Here is a 16,051-nt window from a genome sequence, read left to right as displayed (position 1 = left end):
CAAGACGCTAACTATTAGACGTCAAGGAAATTCAATTTAATGAGACAAACCAGCACTGCACCAAGAAATAACAAGCTCAAACCGTCAAGCAACCTTATCATGAATGGTAGCGTTCGCGTTCGCGTGATTCGCACTTTGCTGGCCATTCAAAATGGTCAGTCGCTAGCAAGCGTCCTTGATCCGTTACTAAATAGTCTTCATGATGGGGATAAAGGTTTTGCTCATGCGTTATTGCTAACGACGTTGCGCCAGTGGTATGCCCTTGAGCGTCTACTCGATAGTCTGGCTGATAACTCGATTGATGAAAAAGAAGTACGTACGACGATTCAAGTAGGTTTGACGCAGCTGCTCTATTTGCAAGTGGCTGACCATGCGGCAATTCATGAAACGGTTGAAGCAGCAAAAGAAATTGAGTTTGCGCATGCGACGGGTTTAATCAATGCCATCTTGCGTAAAGTTGCTAAGAACCCAAGTAAGTTCCGTAAGAAGTGTGATAAAAAACACAGCTTACCGAATTGGCTTGCCTATCAGCTTAAGCAAGATTGGAGTGAGCAGTATGACGATTTGATGCAGGGTCTACGTCAACCTGCGCCAATGTTTTTGCGAGTAAATACAGCGGTTACTTCGATAGAGGACTATCAGCAAGCATTAGTGGAATTTGAAGTTGAAGCGGACTTAGTTGAGCTAACAAGTGGCTTACAACTCGAAAACTCGTCGGATACAGCCACTTCTAATAGTATAGTAACCAAAGGTCTTAGACTACATCAAAGCACTGCAGTCAATGCCTTACCACAATTTGCCCACGGGGCGGCTAGTGTGCAAGATATGCATGCTCAGCTTGCAGCACCGCTTATCCATAGCGCTCTACTCAATAAGCTGAGTGTTAAAAACGATGATGCAGACGGCGATATGGATACGAGCAACAATGAGATTCGTATTTTAGATGCCTGTGCAGCGCCGGGTGGTAAGCTTGCTCATTGGTTAGAATTAATTAGTTCAGACGAGCAATCACCTTTGTTTCACGTGAAACAAAACGAAGAATTTGTTTCTCTAGTTTCGAAAGTGAAGCTAACTGCGATAGATAATGAAGCGCCGCGTATCGAGCGTATTTATGATAATTTACAGCGCTTGAATTTAAGTCAGCATGATTTACAGCAAGCTGAGAAAAATATTGAGCTCAATATTGTTTGTGCTGATGCGACCACATGGCAAGGGGCTGGTAAGAAAAAGAGCAAGCTCGTATTTGACGCTATATTGCTAGACTCACCTTGTACGGCGACTGGCGTGATTCGTCGCCATCCTGATATCAGTATCTTGCGTACTGAAGAAGACGTCGAACAAACCGCACTTTTGCAAGCCGATATCTTGCATAATCTATGGCCACAACTTAAGGTTGGCGGTTATTTGTTATATGTTACTTGCTCTATCCTAAAGCAAGAGAACGTCGAGCAGATGCAGGATTTCATGACTCATTATAATAATGTAGCAGCTGTTGAATTTAGCGACGGTTGCAACTGGGGTATCGAACAAGCGATTGGTCGCCAGTGTTTGCCAATTGATAGCAAGAGCGGTGATGGTTTTTATTATGCCTTGCTGCAGAAAACTGCTGAATAAACCGTTTCAACTAATAATCTCATTGTAGACAGGACAATCTAATGAAATATATCAGTACCCGTGGTCAGACAGCGCCGATGGATTTTAGTGATGTGTTATTAATGGGTCTTGCACCAGACGGTGGTTTGATGTTGCCTGAGCATTATCCGAATATTGATAGTGCGACGCTTACTGAGTGGCGCGCGCTGAGCTATCCACAGCTTGCGATGGCGATTATGCAGCGCTTTGCGACTGATATTCCTGCGACTGATTTGCAGGATATTATTGAGCGCACTTATACCGCTGATATATTTGGCTCTGATGAGATTGTTCCTGTTCGCAAGCTTGAAGATAATATATATATTCTAGGCTTATCAAACGGTCCGACATTGGCATTTAAAGATGTTGCTATGCAGTTTTTGGGCAATGCTTTCGAATATGTGCTTAAAAGAAAAGACGCGCGTATTACTATTATTGGTGCAACCAGTGGCGATACGGGCAGTGCGGCAGAATATGCACTACGCGGCAAAGAGAATATCGAAGTCTTTATGCTTTCACCGCACGGCAAAATGAGTGAATTCCAGCGCGCGCAGATGTATAGCCTGACTGATAAAAATATCCATAATATTGCCATCGACGGTATGTTTGATGATTGCCAAGATATTGTCAAAGCGCTACAACAAGATGCAGAATTTAAAGCAGCTTATAACTTAGGCACGGTTAACTCTATTAACTGGGGTCGTATCCTAGCTCAGATTGTTTACTACTTTAAAGCTTACTTTGCCGTGACTTCAAGTAACGACGAAAAAGTTAGTTTTAGTGTGCCATCAGGCAACTTTGGTAATATTTGTGCTGGTCATATTGCACGTGAAATGGGGCTGCCAGTTAATCGTCTAATCGTCGCAACCAACGAAAACGATGTACTGAACGACTTCTTTAATCAAGGTGCTTATCAGCCACGTCCGACTGCCAAAACCTATATTACTTCAAGTCCTTCAATGGATATCTCTAAAGCCTCTAACTTTGAGCGTTTTGTTTATTTGCTATTAGATAAAGATAGCGCGCGCGTCCATGAACTATTTGAAGGTGTGAAATCTGGTCAAGGTTTCGATCTATCTGAGCTAATGGAAGCAGTTAATACTCGCTATGGTTTCGCTGCAGGTAAGTCAACCCATAATGACCGCCTGCAAACCATTAAAGCGCTTTATGAGCAGCATGGAGAGCTGGTTGATCCGCACACCGCTGATGGTATCAAAGTTGCTAAAGAATTACAGCGCGAAGGTGAAGTGATTGTTTGTGCTGAAACAGCGTTACCGGTTAAGTTTGCCGATACGATTGTTGAAGCAATAGGTCAAATAGATATTGCTCGTCCAGCCCATACCGAAGGTTTAGAGAGCTTACCGCAACATGTGGTGGTGCTTGATAATGAGGCTGAGTTGGTTGCTGAGCAAATCCGTCAACAGGTCACGCCAAACCCTGCCTAGTCGATTTTATTTTTAGTTAATTGTTAAAATGAATATCCAGTCTAAGGTTACGCTATTGTAAAAAAGTGTTTATGATTGTGTTATGGTGGATATAATTGTAATATTAGAAATCGCGTCAGTAGGTCATCGGTTTACCAGACGCTTTTTTAGCAATCATACCTGTCACTCATATCAGTCACTAACACTGAATAGCTGCTCTATAGACGTTATGATAAGGTGCTATAAGTCTTTATTTTTCCTTAATTCTTTGTTGTTATTTTTAAACAAAGGTAAAATAAGCCAACTTAAGTAGCCTTTATTATGGCGCTACCAGCGTTACATATTGTGGATATAACCATGAAGATGAGCTTAAAAAATATCGTAAAAGCGCTATTGGTGACAACCTTTAGTGGTGCAATGCTGATGAGCACCGCCCACGCTAATAATCCCCCGCCGACCATTAAAGCGGATGCGCCCAATCGCTATATTGTCAAAAAAGGCGATACTTTGTGGGATATTTCAGGACGTTATCTGGATAGTCCATGGCGCTGGAAAGAGATTTGGGCGACCAATAAGCAAATCAAAAACCCTCATCTTATTTATCCTAACGACGTTTTGATTTTATGCGTCATACAAGGTAAAACTCTGATCGGCGTTGATACGGGCGAGGGTTGTGCAGGGATTGAAAAACAGTTAACAGGCAATGTGGTGACTACGACAGTCGCTGTTACCTCTGCTGTCAATAGCATTCCGCCGATTCCTTGGTCTGCCATTCAGCATTGGCTTGATAAGACACTAATTGTTAATCCGCAAGATTTTAATACCACGCCTTATATTCTAGCCTCTAAAAAAGGTAATTTAATTACGGCTAGTGGTGACAAGGTTTATGCCAAAGGCGTGCCACTGCTTGTAGGTCAACGTTATGGTATCTACCGTGAAGGCGAGATGTATATCGAGCCAAAAACGCAAAAAGTCATTGGTTTAGAAGTCACACAAGTGGCAACGGGATTGGTTACGTCTACGGCAACCAATGGCGTGACGAGCTTGCAGCTTATCGACAGTTACGGTAAAGAAGTTCGTGAAGGCGATCGAGTATTTGTTGAATTAGACAATGCTATCCCACCAGTCTTTTATCCGACGCCTGCAACCGTTAATCGCGGTGGTATGATTGTTCGTGTGATGGATTCTATCAGCTCAGCTGCCAAAGGTAGTGTGGTGGCAATTAACTTGGGTCGCATACATGGTGCGAAGCCGGGTGATGTGTTGACTGTTTATCAAAAAGGCGCAGTCATACGTGATATTAAGGACAATGATACACCGGTACGTTTGCCAAGTGAGCCAAGCGGTATGGTGATGGTGTTCAATAGTTTTGACAATATCAGTTATGCTTATGTGCTTGAGTCTGAGCTGCCACTGAGCATTGGTGATCAGCTGTTGCCACCTCCTTATTTATAACCCTGCCTCAAGTTTTAGCGAGCAGATCTTAGATAAGCCTATAAGAGTCATACGATGATGACGGTAGCCACTTTTACTTTATCAGATGAGCAGCGTGCAATACTGGCGCTGTGGTTTGAGTTAAATGCGTCATTATCATCTTATCATAAACTCATTCATAACTATGATAGTGCGCAGCTTGCATGGCAAGCTGGCGTAGAGTCGTGGCGTCAACTAGGGATTCATCATAGCCATTTAACTCGTCATGAACATCCAGAGAAAACGCGCGCCAGCATCGATACCATTCAACAAGCATTGATAGAAGAAAAGTACGGTCTATTATTTGCCGACCAACCTAATTATCCTGCTCAATTGTTAGAAATCTACGATCCACCGCCGCTGTTATTTTATCGAGGTAATAGTGAATTGTTGCGTTGGGCACAAATCGCTATTGTTGGCAGTCGCAAGCCGACGGCACACGCGCAAAAAATTACCTTTGATATGGCACAGTATCTTGCACAAGCAGGCTACGTCATTACCAGTGGACTTGCCATTGGTGTGGATAAGCGCGCCCATCTTGGCGCATTGGCACAGACCGATGTAGCGTGCCAAGGTCGCACAGTCGGCGTTATGGGGACGGGTATTGATGTCAATTATCCCAATCATCATGATCGTCTGTTTAGCCAAATTATTGAGCAAGGTGGTTGCATCATCAGTGAACTATTACCGCATACGCTACCACATAAGCATACTTTTCCACGTCGCAACCGCTTGGTTGCAGGGTTGAGCCTTGCGACCATCGTCACTGAGGCAACGATTAAAAGTGGCTCGCTTATTACTGCGCGCCTCACATCCGAGCAAGGTAAGCAAGTTTTTGCAATTCCAAGTCATATAGACAATAGCAATGCTGAAGGGTGCCATCATTTAATACGTGAGGGTGCGACCTTGGTTTATCATCCTCAGCAAGTATTGGATGATATCAGTGTGCAATTGCCAAGCCAGTCTAAGCAGCATCAACTTGATCATAATTCAAAAGCACAAAGTCTTGATAAGTCAGTATTTAAGCAGTCTGCTACCATTAAAAAAACAATAAAACCTCAGGAAGTGAAGCCAGCGCCTAGTATTACTGTACCTGAGCATCTAACCACCTTGTTTGAAAAGTTGGACTGGCATGGTCAAGATTTGGATGCACTTATCCTTGTGACTGAGCTTGTGCCCGCACAATTGATTGGGCAGTTGATGGAGCTAGAGCTATTGGGCGCAGTGACGGTCCAAGGTGGACGCTATTTACGTATTTAATGATACTGATGTTTTTAAATATACTTGCAGCACTGCATTTTTTGTAAAATAAATTCACGCTATCTCTTTTCATTCTCTTTGTTCTAAAGGCATTATTTATGTCCTTATCTACACCCCTTATTACTGACTCTACTATTCAAGCGGCTACTTGGCTTAAAAACGGGCAGCTACTTGCTTACCCAACCGAAAGTGTGTGGGGCATTGGTTGTGACCCATTCAATAAGCAAGCAGTCATGCGGCTACTTGATATCAAGCAGCGCCCAATAGAGAAGGGGATGATTGTGGTCACTGATAGTCCCAGCCGCATTACGGCTCTGCTAGAAGGTCTAACGGCTGTAGAGCGGCAAACCGTACTTGATAGTTGGCAAGCTGATTCTATAAACGCCACTGCCAAACAAGCGCATACTTGGCTACTACCTATTCCAAAAAATCTGCCGATTACTATTCCATCATGGATTACTGGTGCTCATGATAGTGTTGCCGTACGTGTGATTGATCATCCATTGGTTAAGCAACTGTGCGCGCAAATGGTGTCAGTTAGCAATCCTTACGGTTTTGTCGTCTCAACAAGCTGCAACCCATCAGGAAAGCCACCTGCTCTGTCACTCATCGAAGCACAGAGTTATTTCTTAGGTGACAATGTAAACTCAGATGAGTGCGTTGGTTATCTTAAAGGGGAAACACTAGGCTATCAATTGCCAAGCCAAATAGGCGATGCATTGACAGGACAAGTTATTCGATAGTCTAATATTTAATAGCCAAAATTTCGCATAACTATCTCTGCTTCTTATTACTTAGCCCTAACGTCTACACTTGTCCCCTTGTTTTCATAGTGTGCTTTTTGTCACACTGATGAGAATATAATCAATAATAAGGATAATAAGTGATGAATATTCTAATCAGCGGTGGTTCGGGATTTTTGGGTAGTGCTTTTAGCCAAGAGCTCTTGATGCGCTACCAACAGATGGGAAAAGCGTTACAGATTACTTGGTTGACCCGTGATAGTAATCAAGCACATCCTAGTGATATCACAATGATGACCTATGATGAACTTACAAAGTCAGATGCATACTTTGATGTGATTTTAAATCTAGCTGGCGCAGGTATTGCTGATGCGCGCTGGAGTGACGATCGTAAAGAGCAATTGCTAGCCAGTCGAATGAAGCCGACAAAAGATATACTGGCATTTGTTGCCCGCAGTCATGTAAAGCCAAAATTGCTTGTTAGTGGTTCCGCGATTGGTTGGTATGGCAATCAAGGCGTTAAACCCTTGACCGAGAGCAGTGGTTTTCAGACAGATTTTGCCCATCAGTTATGTGATGATTGGGAGCAGCTGGCGCTACAAGCAACTGAGTTTGGTGTGCCAGTGACGCTTGTGCGTACGGGTGTGGTCATCCATCCTACAGGCGGTATGCTTAGCAAGCTCTTAACCCCTTTTAAAATGGGTGTTGGTGGACAATTAGGTGATGGTCAACAAATCATGAGTTGGATCAGCCGTGATGATTGGGTAGCGGCAGTAACATTTGTTATAGAGCAGCAGCTTAATGACAGTGCTTTTCAGGTTAACGAGAATACGCTCCATCCAGCAAGCAATAACGACATGAAAATTTATAATCTAACCGCGCCAAATCCTGTCACTAATCATACTTTCACCAAAACATTGGGCGCTTGGCTACATCGTCCGACCTTTTTTACTTTGCCGGCGTTTTTACTCAAGCTGATATTTGGTGAAATGTCGACACTGCTCATTGATGGACAGAAGGTGCTGCCGAAAGCATTGCTTGATGGTGGGTTTGAGTTTAAACATCAAACGTTTAAAGAAGCCTTGGAACAACAAGCAGTAAAATAGTACTCATCAAATCTGGCATAATAAATCTATAGTAAGCGCTATAGCTATTTCATAGACTGAAAAAGCGGATTGTTTCACATGAAACAATCCGCTTTTTTGGTTTTTATAAAGGGATAAAAACATAAATAGTGTCAGGTTTCAATAAACAAAAACTCTGTCTTCAACACGTAAGAATATTGACGTACTATACGTGCGTCTTTGGCTGGTTAAATTTTGTTATGTGGCTTTTTATAATAGGTACGCAACTACTGGCGTTTATGACGAGTATGATATTTTGGTGGTTAATCAAACCAAAATCTCGCTTTAGTCATATAAGTTTAGTCCTCAGTATTTTTGTGATTAATAATATTTTTCTTATTTACGGGCTGAGTGAGTTTTGGCGAGAGCGCTTTCATGTCTATCTGGCCGCCAGTATTTTGCAAGGCTTTATGTTGTATGCTGGTTTGGTCACCGCTATCATTGCTGTTATTTATACTCAGTTTTTTAAACAGAAGCTCAATAACGTATCCATTCGCGCGTTTGCAGTCGCTGTTTATACGGGGATTATAAGCTTGGCAGTATTTAATGCCTACTCTCCAGTCATTCATCATTTGACAGTAAAAACGGACAAAAACTTAGTCAAACCGATGAGAATAGCCTTAGTTTCTGATACCCATTTGGGTAGATGGTTTGGTAATCAGCAGATAGATAAAATGGTTGCGCTAATAGATGGGCAAAATCCTGATGTGGTGCTTATCGCCGGTGACGTCATGAACGACTCTACTGATGCTTATGATAAAACCAATATGCATGAGCATTTATCAAAATTAAGAGCGCCACTTGGTGTCTATGCAACTTTAGGTAATCATGATTACTCTGGTAATGAGATTGCGATTGCCGAAGCGATTGAGCGTGCTGGCATACAGGTGATTGATAATAAAAGCGTATGGTTGGATGATGCTGTATTGCTGGTTGGGCGTTCAGATGCGACAGACCCTAAGCGTCCTGCGGCAGCAGATTTGATGGGTGACATTCAAACTGATAAACCAGTGCTGTTTTTGGAGCATAGTCCTGAGGCTTTAGCAGAAATAAAGGACTTGCCGGTTGATTTACATTTATCAGGGCATACCCATGGCGGTCAAATATTTCCTTTAACCGTTTTACTCAAATGGTTTACGCCTTTGGTTTATGGCTTTAAAGCAGTAAATGGTAGCCAGTTTTTGGTCACTTCAGGTTATGGTATCGGGGCGGTGCCATTTAGGCTAGGGACGCGCTCTGAGATTTGGTTGATTACTTTACAACCGACCTAATGCGCTTCAATATATTGTGATTAAATGAATTTAGCTCAGAATAAACACACAGTGCTTAAACCCCGCTCAAGGATTTCCTCATGCGTTACGCCTTTATTTTCACCATTATTGTGCTGCTAGAGCTTTTTAGCACGGTTGCAGCGTTCAGCTTGCAGTGGTGGCTGCAGCCTTGGATAGATTCGACAACTACATCGATTGCGGTATGGATAGGGGTGTTTTTAATCACTCATGTTTTATTATTACTAAGCGTTACCAAGCTATTTTCTAATAGCTATCGCTGGATGAGTGGTTGGATGTTAGTGATGCATTTCATGATGCTGACTGCGGTAGCGACTGGTATATTGTATGGCGGGTCTTGGCTTTTAACCCCCTTGCTTGATAGTACGCTTGACCATTCAGAGATAATTGCTGCTGGATTACGCGTTTTTGCGCTGTTGTTTTTTATAGTGCTGTTTGCATATGCTTTATATAGCGCATATATACCCGTTGTGCATGAGCTGTCGATTCATATTCATAAACCTTTAAACAATCCATTGCGTATCGCGGTCGCTAGTGATTTACATTTAGGTCGGCTATTTGGTAATAAAGCTATTGAACGGCTGCATATCATGCTAAGCAAGTATCAAGCAGATGTTTTATTGATGCCAGGCGATATCATGGATGACAATACACAGGCATTTAACACTTATAATATGAAAGATAGCTTGGCAAAACTTGTCGCCAGTTTGCCATATGGTGTCTATGCGACGTTGGGTAATCATGATTTATATGGTCATGAGCAGCCCATCAGCGACTCTTTACGCGCGGCGGGCGTGCAGTTGTTAAATGATCAAGCAACACACTTCAGCCATCAAGGAGAAGTGGTATGGCTTATGGGACGCTTTGATAATCACAAGCGTCAGCGTGTCGCAACGACTGAGCTGCTCTCACAAGTCAATAGCGCTGAGCCCGTGGTTCTTTTAGATCACAGACCCAGCGCTATCATCGAACACAGTCAGCTACCAATAGATTTACAAGTATCAGGACATACCCATAACGGTCAAATATTCCCTGCTAATTTTATCGTCAGCGCGATTAACCGCTTGGGTTATGGCTATGAAGCCATTGGCAAGGGACATTTTGTGGTGTCCTCAGGCTATGGATTTTGGGGGATACCGTTTCGACTAGGCTCCCGATCAGAGATTTGGATAATCAATCTTACAGGTACCAATGTAGGTACTCAAACTTAAGATCAATAAGCACTCAAATATTAAAATTCTCATTAAGCGCTCAATAGCGCCCTTGTTTTTATGATTTCACGCACAAAATTAGCAAACCCTGTGATGATATGCTGAGTTTCTTGCCCTAATCTTTGATGAACGCTCATAAAGTGAATAAATCCATGCGGTGCGCCAAGTACCGTATGGGTTTGTACGGCTATACCATAACTCTTTAGCTGATCGGCATAAGCAAACGCTTCATCACGTAAGACATCTAATTCTGCTGCAACGACATAACTGGGACAAACCTGTCGATTGTCCCCAAGCATCGGTGAGGTCAGGATATGCTGACGCGGTAACGGACTATTTTCTAAACAAGCGGCATCAAAAATGGCAACATCAGCATGGTCGAGTAGTAGACCTTCACCATATAATTCCCAGCTTGGATAATCGGTCTCAATATCGGTCACAGGATATAAGGGCATCTGTGCCATAGGATGTGGTAAACCTTGTAATATATCAAAGGTCTTTTGACCTTCATCACCTAGATCCAACCAAGCCTCTTTATTTGGCGTGATGATTTGCTGAGCCATCAAAGTAGATAATCCACCACCTGCGCTATCACCTGCTAATACAATGCGTGATGGCAAAGCACCAAATTCTTCACAATGTTCAGCTAACCAAGCATAGGCACTGATACAGTCTCTTACGGCAGCAGGGGCAGGGTGTTCAGGTGCTAAGCGATAATCAACACTAATGACCGGCCAACCCGTCTGCTCACAAATAGCATGACAAAATTCATGATGGGTATTAAGGTCACCAATACAAAATCCACCACCATGAAAAAACAATAGCACGGTCTCATCAGGATTACTGGTCTGCTCTTTTTTAAAGCCAAAACCATTATCAGAGGTCTCATTTTGATAGCAGCGAATGGTCATATCACCGTCGTCGGCATTGGCAATCGTTCTATCTTGCCAACTGATGGCGCTATCGCCTTTTTTATGAAACTGTTTCAAATTGCTAAGCAAGTTGTCAGAAGCCTGCTGCCATACTTTTGGTGCTTGCATAGCGACCGCATCTGTTGCAAAGCGTTTACGCAGCTCAGACATCTCTATCAGCTGCAAAGGCGTTTTTAGCTTGCTATTGACTGCAAGTATTAAGCGCAGATGGGCATCAACATGCAAGTATTGCTTTGAAGTAGGTCCATCTAAACACTTTATCAAACTCTCAAGAATCGGCGTAGGTAAGCAGCCAAAGCTTTTTATGGCATAGTGCAGTAGATGCGGTTGATAGTTGGTCATCAGATGGTGCTCGAGTATCTTTTCTTTAATAGATAAGCCTTTATCCTCGCGACTATCTTGCAAAGCACTCTCATCTATATCCATTATTTCAGCTGATATATTGATATCAGTGCTTTTGGGGTTCTTATCTTGTCCAAATGACATAAGATTTAGGGTCTTCACCGCTTTATTGAGTAAGGTGTTGACTGATAGTACTGTTGAGTTAGACATAACACCTCTTAAAAATCATGGTGAATACTTATTAATGGTAAGTATTCACTGTTAGTATTTTGCTGACATTTGGCAAATGTGTAATGACTGTTATGCAGTCAATTTTGATTATAGCAATCATAAAATAATCGAAAATTAAGTTGGGTATTCTTTGGTAATAGTTTGGGTACAAAGCGTAAAGGAGTGGGAATAAATGACGACTTTTTGTACCTTTTGTTGGCTTAACTACATATTTATGGTTAATAAAGATCAGCAATGTGTATGCGAAATTGATAGATATCCGGCTATTTTTTCTTTATTTGCATAGTGGTTTTTATTGGTGAGAAAAATTCCTTGCGCTGGGCTTGAAATTTGCCTTCACAACCTTTATCAAGCAGCTATTGAAAGGTGATTACATATAGTTATACAAAGAACCAGTAATAAAGGTTAAGTAGGCAGTATAAGCCTATGAATTATGAGTAAATGCATTAGTAATAACCACAAAGTGGCGAGCGCTGCGCCAATTTTTTGTGTGCTACATTGCATCATTATTACGACACTATTAAATTATGACGCTATTAAATTATGACACTATTAAGGAGTTATCATGAGCGAGCAAAATAACAACCACGAATCGATCGATCAAAATGTTTCACATGACAATGTTTCACATGATAATGTGGTACACGATGAGAGTATCTTAGAAGAGACTTTAAAAGAATTTGACCCACAAAATAATGCTGGTGAAGAAAGTGTCATCGAAAATGATATTGATCTTGATACTTTTAAAGCCCGTATCGCTGAGCTAGAAGGTGAAGTTAAACAAGCTAAAGAAAGTACCGCGCGTGCCAATGCCGAAACTTACAATGCGCAAAAGCGTATGGAGCAAGAGGCAGATAAGAGCAAACGTTTTGCACTACAGAAATTTGCCAAAGAGCTTTTGGAAGTGGTGGATAACTTGGAGCGTGCGATTGAAAACGTCAATGCAGACGATCCTGTTACTGAAGGCGTGAGACTGACACATAAAGCATTGCTAGATGTGCTGAACAAAAATGGCGTCGAAGTGGTCGAGCCACAAGGCGAAAAATTCAACGCTGATTTTCATGAAGCGGTCGGTATCGACGCTGATGCGCCAGCCGATACTGTTGGTACAGTCTTGCAAAAAGGCTATAGTTTAAATGGCCGTTTATTACGTCCGGCGATGGTACGTGTCGGTCAGTAGTAAGTAGGACAGGCGCTAAAGCGGTAGTATGCTAAGCATATAACGTCGCCAATGTAGTCCTAGATGCTTATAGAGTATATAGGCAAAAGATATTCAGTCTTTAACTGTGCTAAACCTTATTATTAGTGAGGGTTTTCACAAAAAATCACACAAAAGGCATTATTTGCATGGCTATCGACTTGAAAAAATACATAAGCAAACCGATATAAAGCAACAAGTGACCGACTACGATCTAGTGATCGACGGTCTGATGAAATAAAATTTTATTTAAAAATAAATTAGGAGCAATTCATTATGGGTAAAGTCATTGGTATTGATTTAGGTACAACCAACTCATGTGTCGCAGTAATGGAAGGTGATAAAGTTAAAATCATCGAAAATGCTGAAGGTACTCGTACCACCCCATCGATTGTCGCTTATAAAGATGACGAGATCCTTGTTGGTCAGTCAGCCAAGCGTCAAGCGGTTACCAACCCAAACAACACGCTTTTTGCTATCAAGCGTTTGATTGGTCGTCGTTTTGATGACAAAGTCGTGCAAAAAGACATTGGTATGGTGCCTTACAAAATCGCCAAAGCCGATAACGGTGATGCATGGGTTGAAATCAACGGCAAAAAACTAGCACCACCACAGGTTTCTGCGGAAATCTTGAAAAAAATGAAAAAAACAGCCGAAGATTATCTTGGTGAAGCGGTTACTGAAGCAGTCGTTACTGTACCTGCTTACTTTAATGATTCACAGCGCCAAGCAACCAAAGACGCTGGTAAAATTGCGGGTCTTGATGTAAAACGTATCATCAACGAACCAACTGCTGCTGCTCTTGCGTATGGCATGGACAAAAAGCAAGGCGATAGCACTGTTGCCGTTTATGACTTGGGTGGTGGTACCTTTGACGTGTCAATCATCGAAATCGCTGACGTTGATGGCGAGCAGCAGTTTGAGGTACTAGCAACCAATGGTGATACATTCCTTGGTGGTGAAGATTTTGACTCAGCATTGATTGATTTCTTAGTCGCTGAATTCAAAAAAGACCAAGACGTCAACCTAAAAGGTGACTCTCTTGCGATGCAGCGTCTCAAAGAAGCGGCAGAAAAAGCGAAAATTGAGCTATCAAGTGCCCAAAGTACTGAAGTAAACTTGCCGTATATCACTGCTGATAGCAGTGGTCCTAAGCATTTGGTTGTGACTATCAGTCGCTCAAAACTTGAGAGCTTAACTGAAGAATTGGTACAACGTACTATGGGTCCTTGTAAGATTGCCCTTGAAGATGCAGGTATAAAAATCGGCGATATTGATGATGTCATCTTGGTTGGTGGTCAGACTCGTATGCCATTGGTACAGCAAAAAGTACAAGAATTCTTCGGTCAAGAGCCACGTAAAGACGTGAACCCTGATGAAGCAGTAGCAGCCGGTGCAGCTATTCAAGGTGCGGTATTGTCTGGTGAAAAAACCGACGTATTGCTACTTGATGTGACACCATTGACGCTTGGTATCGAAACCATGGGTGGCATCTTGACGCCAATCATTGAGAAAAATACCATGATTCCGACTAAGAAATCACAGGTGTTCTCAACGGCTGAAGACAACCAGCCAGCGGTTAGCATTCAGGTTTATCAAGGCGAGCGTAAAATTGCGAACCAAAATAAACAGCTTGGTCGTTTTGACTTAACTGATATTCCACCAGCACCACGTGGTTTGCCACAAATCGAAGTAAGCTTTGACATCAATGCTGACGGTATCATGAATATCTCAGCGACGGATAAAGGTACTGGTAAAGCTCAAAGTATCCAGATCAAAGCGGATTCTGGTTTATCGGACGAAGAAGTTGAACAAATGATTCGTGATGCTGAAGCTAATGCTGCTGAAGATGAGAAATTCGCCAATCTTGCGCAAGTGCGTAATGAAGCGGATGGTCGTATCCATGCAGTACAAAAAGCGCTAAAAGATGCGGCTGATAAAGTATCTGACGATGAAAAATCATCAGTAGAAGCGGCTATCTCTGAGCTTGAAGCAGCGGCGAAAGAAGATGACCATGAAGAGATCAAAGCCAAGCTTGAAGCATTAGACAATGCCTTCTTACCAGTTAGCCAGAAGATTTATGCTGATGCAGGCGCTAGCGCCGAAGGTATGGATCCAAACCAGTTCCAACAAGGTGCGGATAATGCTGGCGAGAGCAACCAAGCAGACGACGATGTGGTCGATGCTGAGTTCACTGAAGTAGAAGACGATAAAAAATAATTATACTGCTAATAAGTAGTTAAATAAAAAACGCATCCTTCGGGGTGCGTTTTTTTATTTCATTAATAAGATTGCAATTCACATGTCACACTTTAAAAGCGCTTATCATCAGCACATCATAAGTCAAATTCACATAAGGTTGACCGTCTTTATTTAATTCAGAAAACTGTTGCCAATAATCTTGCTCAAATTGTTTTAGACGGGACTTGGTCCATGTAAATGGCTGACCACTACTTGACTGATCTTGCGTTCGATTAGTCGAAACCCCTGTCAGCTTCATATGTTTAAGAACAGCGTAGGGATTGGCAAAAGGTACATCAAAGCGCTGAGTTAATAGTTTGATATTCTCAAAACCTGCGATTTCTAATGCTGATTGCCACTCATTGATAGTTGGATAATGCAGCCCTTGACCCGTTAGTTGCTTAATTTGCAAAAAGTTATCTGGCGTAAAAGTATTAAAGACTAATTGCCCTCCTGCTCGCAAACGCTGGGCAGATTGTTTTACAAAACTCAATGGGTTATCAAACCACTGTACCGCATTTGCACTGACTATTAGGCTGTGCTCTATCAAACTAGGGTTTATTGAGTTAGAGACTTTGGATAATTCAATGGTTTCAGCATCGCCAATTATTATGTTGGCTGTTGGTATTATCGATTGCAATATCGCTGCCCTTTCAGAACACAGCTCATTGATGAACCAGTGCTGACTTTGAACGCTCTCTGACAACAAACGTGTCATTTGACCTGTGCCTGCACCGATTTCAAATACGCTATCTTGCTTAGTACAAGCGATAAGGGCAAGGAGATGCTGACAGATTTGCGCTTGAATATGGGCATGCTGGTCATAATCGCTAGCAGTGGCAAAATGACGCGCGATGGTTTGTTTTCTTGTGCTGAGAATGTCAGGTGTAGCAGGAGGTTTCATGTTGTTTGTTGCATCCAAATAATTCGCTTAACGCTAAAAGAAAGTAG

12 protein-coding genes are annotated in these 16,051 nt (G+C 42.2%); 10 read left to right on the top strand and 2 right to left on the bottom strand.

All coding sequences use genetic code 11. The features are described 5' to 3' along the window. Window positions 1-39 precede the first annotated feature (39 nt). The 8 genes from PCRYO_RS12690 (at window position 40) to PCRYO_RS12655 (ending at window position 10,156) form a co-directional block, all read left to right on the top strand. Window positions 40-1,614 carry a transcription antitermination factor NusB gene (locus PCRYO_RS12690; RefSeq protein WP_011514764.1) on the top strand — a complete coding sequence of 525 codons (1,575 nt, stop codon included), beginning with the start codon at window positions 40-42 and terminating at the stop codon, window positions 1,612-1,614. A gap of 41 nt (window positions 1,615-1,655) precedes the next feature. Then, window positions 1,656-3,077 carry a threonine synthase gene (thrC, locus tag PCRYO_RS12685; protein ID WP_011514763.1) on the top strand — a complete coding sequence of 474 codons (1,422 nt, stop codon included), beginning with the start codon at window positions 1,656-1,658 and terminating at the stop codon, window positions 3,075-3,077. A gap of 336 nt (window positions 3,078-3,413) precedes the next feature. Continuing rightward, window positions 3,414-4,511 (top strand): LysM peptidoglycan-binding domain-containing protein, encoded by a 1,098-nt coding sequence (locus PCRYO_RS12680; protein WP_226939318.1) that lies wholly within the window; start codon window positions 3,414-3,416, stop codon window positions 4,509-4,511. 54 nt (window positions 4,512-4,565) lie between these two features. Then, complete coding sequence (gene dprA / locus PCRYO_RS12675) at window positions 4,566-5,789, top strand: DNA-processing protein DprA (RefSeq protein WP_011514761.1); 1,224 nt, start codon at window positions 4,566-4,568, stop codon at window positions 5,787-5,789. A gap of 98 nt (window positions 5,790-5,887) precedes the next feature. Then, on the top strand, window positions 5,888-6,532 hold the full coding sequence (locus PCRYO_RS12670) for an L-threonylcarbamoyladenylate synthase (RefSeq protein WP_011514760.1): 645 nt from the start codon (window positions 5,888-5,890) through the stop codon (window positions 6,530-6,532). Window positions 6,533-6,675: 143 nt separating this feature from the next. After that, entirely contained in the window at window positions 6,676-7,638 is a 963-nt protein-coding gene (locus tag PCRYO_RS12665; RefSeq protein WP_011514759.1) for a TIGR01777 family oxidoreductase, read from the top strand. A 335-nt stretch (window positions 7,639-7,973) separates the two neighbouring features. After that, a complete protein-coding gene (locus tag PCRYO_RS12660) occupies window positions 7,974-8,927 on the top strand; it encodes a metallophosphoesterase (protein WP_226939317.1) in 954 nt (317 codons plus the stop codon). 80 nt (window positions 8,928-9,007) lie between these two features. Next, complete coding sequence (locus PCRYO_RS12655; RefSeq protein WP_011514757.1) at window positions 9,008-10,156, top strand: metallophosphoesterase; 1,149 nt, start codon at window positions 9,008-9,010, stop codon at window positions 10,154-10,156. Window positions 10,157-10,188: 32 nt separating this feature from the next. Here PCRYO_RS12655 and PCRYO_RS12650 read toward each other — a convergent pair whose 3' ends face one another. Next, window positions 10,189-11,640 (bottom strand): alpha/beta hydrolase, encoded by a 1,452-nt coding sequence (locus PCRYO_RS12650; RefSeq protein WP_011514756.1) that lies wholly within the window; start codon window positions 11,638-11,640, stop codon window positions 10,189-10,191. Window positions 11,641-12,226: 586 nt separating this feature from the next. Between PCRYO_RS12650 and grpE the strand changes: the two genes are divergently transcribed. Together grpE and dnaK are read left to right on the top strand one after the other, a co-directional pair. Beyond that, window positions 12,227-12,841, top strand: coding sequence for a nucleotide exchange factor GrpE (gene grpE / locus PCRYO_RS12645; protein ID WP_011514755.1), 615 nt, complete (start codon window positions 12,227-12,229; stop codon window positions 12,839-12,841). Window positions 12,842-13,135: 294 nt separating this feature from the next. Continuing rightward, window positions 13,136-15,079: a molecular chaperone DnaK gene (dnaK, locus tag PCRYO_RS12640; RefSeq protein WP_011514754.1), complete on the top strand. Its 1,944-nt coding sequence runs from the start codon at window positions 13,136-13,138 to the stop codon at window positions 15,077-15,079. An 85-nt stretch (window positions 15,080-15,164) separates the two neighbouring features. Here the strand turns inward: dnaK and PCRYO_RS12635 are convergent, their stop codons facing one another. Further along, entirely contained in the window at window positions 15,165-16,004 is an 840-nt protein-coding gene (locus PCRYO_RS12635) for a methyltransferase domain-containing protein (RefSeq protein ID WP_011514753.1), read from the bottom strand. Between the last annotated feature and the right edge of the window lie 47 nt (window positions 16,005-16,051).

Origin of the sequence: Psychrobacter cryohalolentis K5 (assembly GCF_000013905.1) — a bacterium.
Classification (GTDB): Bacteria; Pseudomonadota; Gammaproteobacteria; order Pseudomonadales; family Moraxellaceae; genus Psychrobacter; species Psychrobacter cryohalolentis.
This window is presented reverse-complemented; position numbering and strand designations above follow the sequence as displayed.

Excerpts from the sequence above, each read along its gene's own strand:
- PCRYO_RS12635 (WP_011514753.1), bottom strand. The coding sequence starts at position 16,004 with ATGAAACCTCCTGCTACACCTGACATTCTCAGCACAAGAAAACAAACC.
- PCRYO_RS12680 (WP_226939318.1), top strand. The coding sequence starts at position 3,414 with ATGAAGATGAGCTTAAAAAATATCGTAAAAGCGCTATTGGTGACAACC.
- PCRYO_RS12670 (WP_011514760.1), top strand. The coding sequence starts at position 5,888 with ATGTCCTTATCTACACCCCTTATTACTGACTCTACTATTCAAGCGGCT.
- PCRYO_RS12655 (WP_011514757.1), top strand. The coding sequence starts at position 9,008 with ATGCGTTACGCCTTTATTTTCACCATTATTGTGCTGCTAGAGCTTTTT.
- grpE (WP_011514755.1), top strand. The coding sequence starts at position 12,227 with ATGAGCGAGCAAAATAACAACCACGAATCGATCGATCAAAATGTTTCA.
- dnaK (WP_011514754.1), top strand. The coding sequence starts at position 13,136 with ATGGGTAAAGTCATTGGTATTGATTTAGGTACAACCAACTCATGTGTC.
- PCRYO_RS12650 (WP_011514756.1), bottom strand. The coding sequence starts at position 11,640 with ATGTCTAACTCAACAGTACTATCAGTCAACACCTTACTCAATAAAGCG.
- PCRYO_RS12690 (WP_011514764.1), top strand. The coding sequence starts at position 40 with ATGAGACAAACCAGCACTGCACCAAGAAATAACAAGCTCAAACCGTCA.
- PCRYO_RS12665 (WP_011514759.1), top strand. The coding sequence starts at position 6,676 with ATGAATATTCTAATCAGCGGTGGTTCGGGATTTTTGGGTAGTGCTTTT.
- thrC (WP_011514763.1), top strand. The coding sequence starts at position 1,656 with ATGAAATATATCAGTACCCGTGGTCAGACAGCGCCGATGGATTTTAGT.
- dprA (WP_011514761.1), top strand. The coding sequence starts at position 4,566 with ATGATGACGGTAGCCACTTTTACTTTATCAGATGAGCAGCGTGCAATA.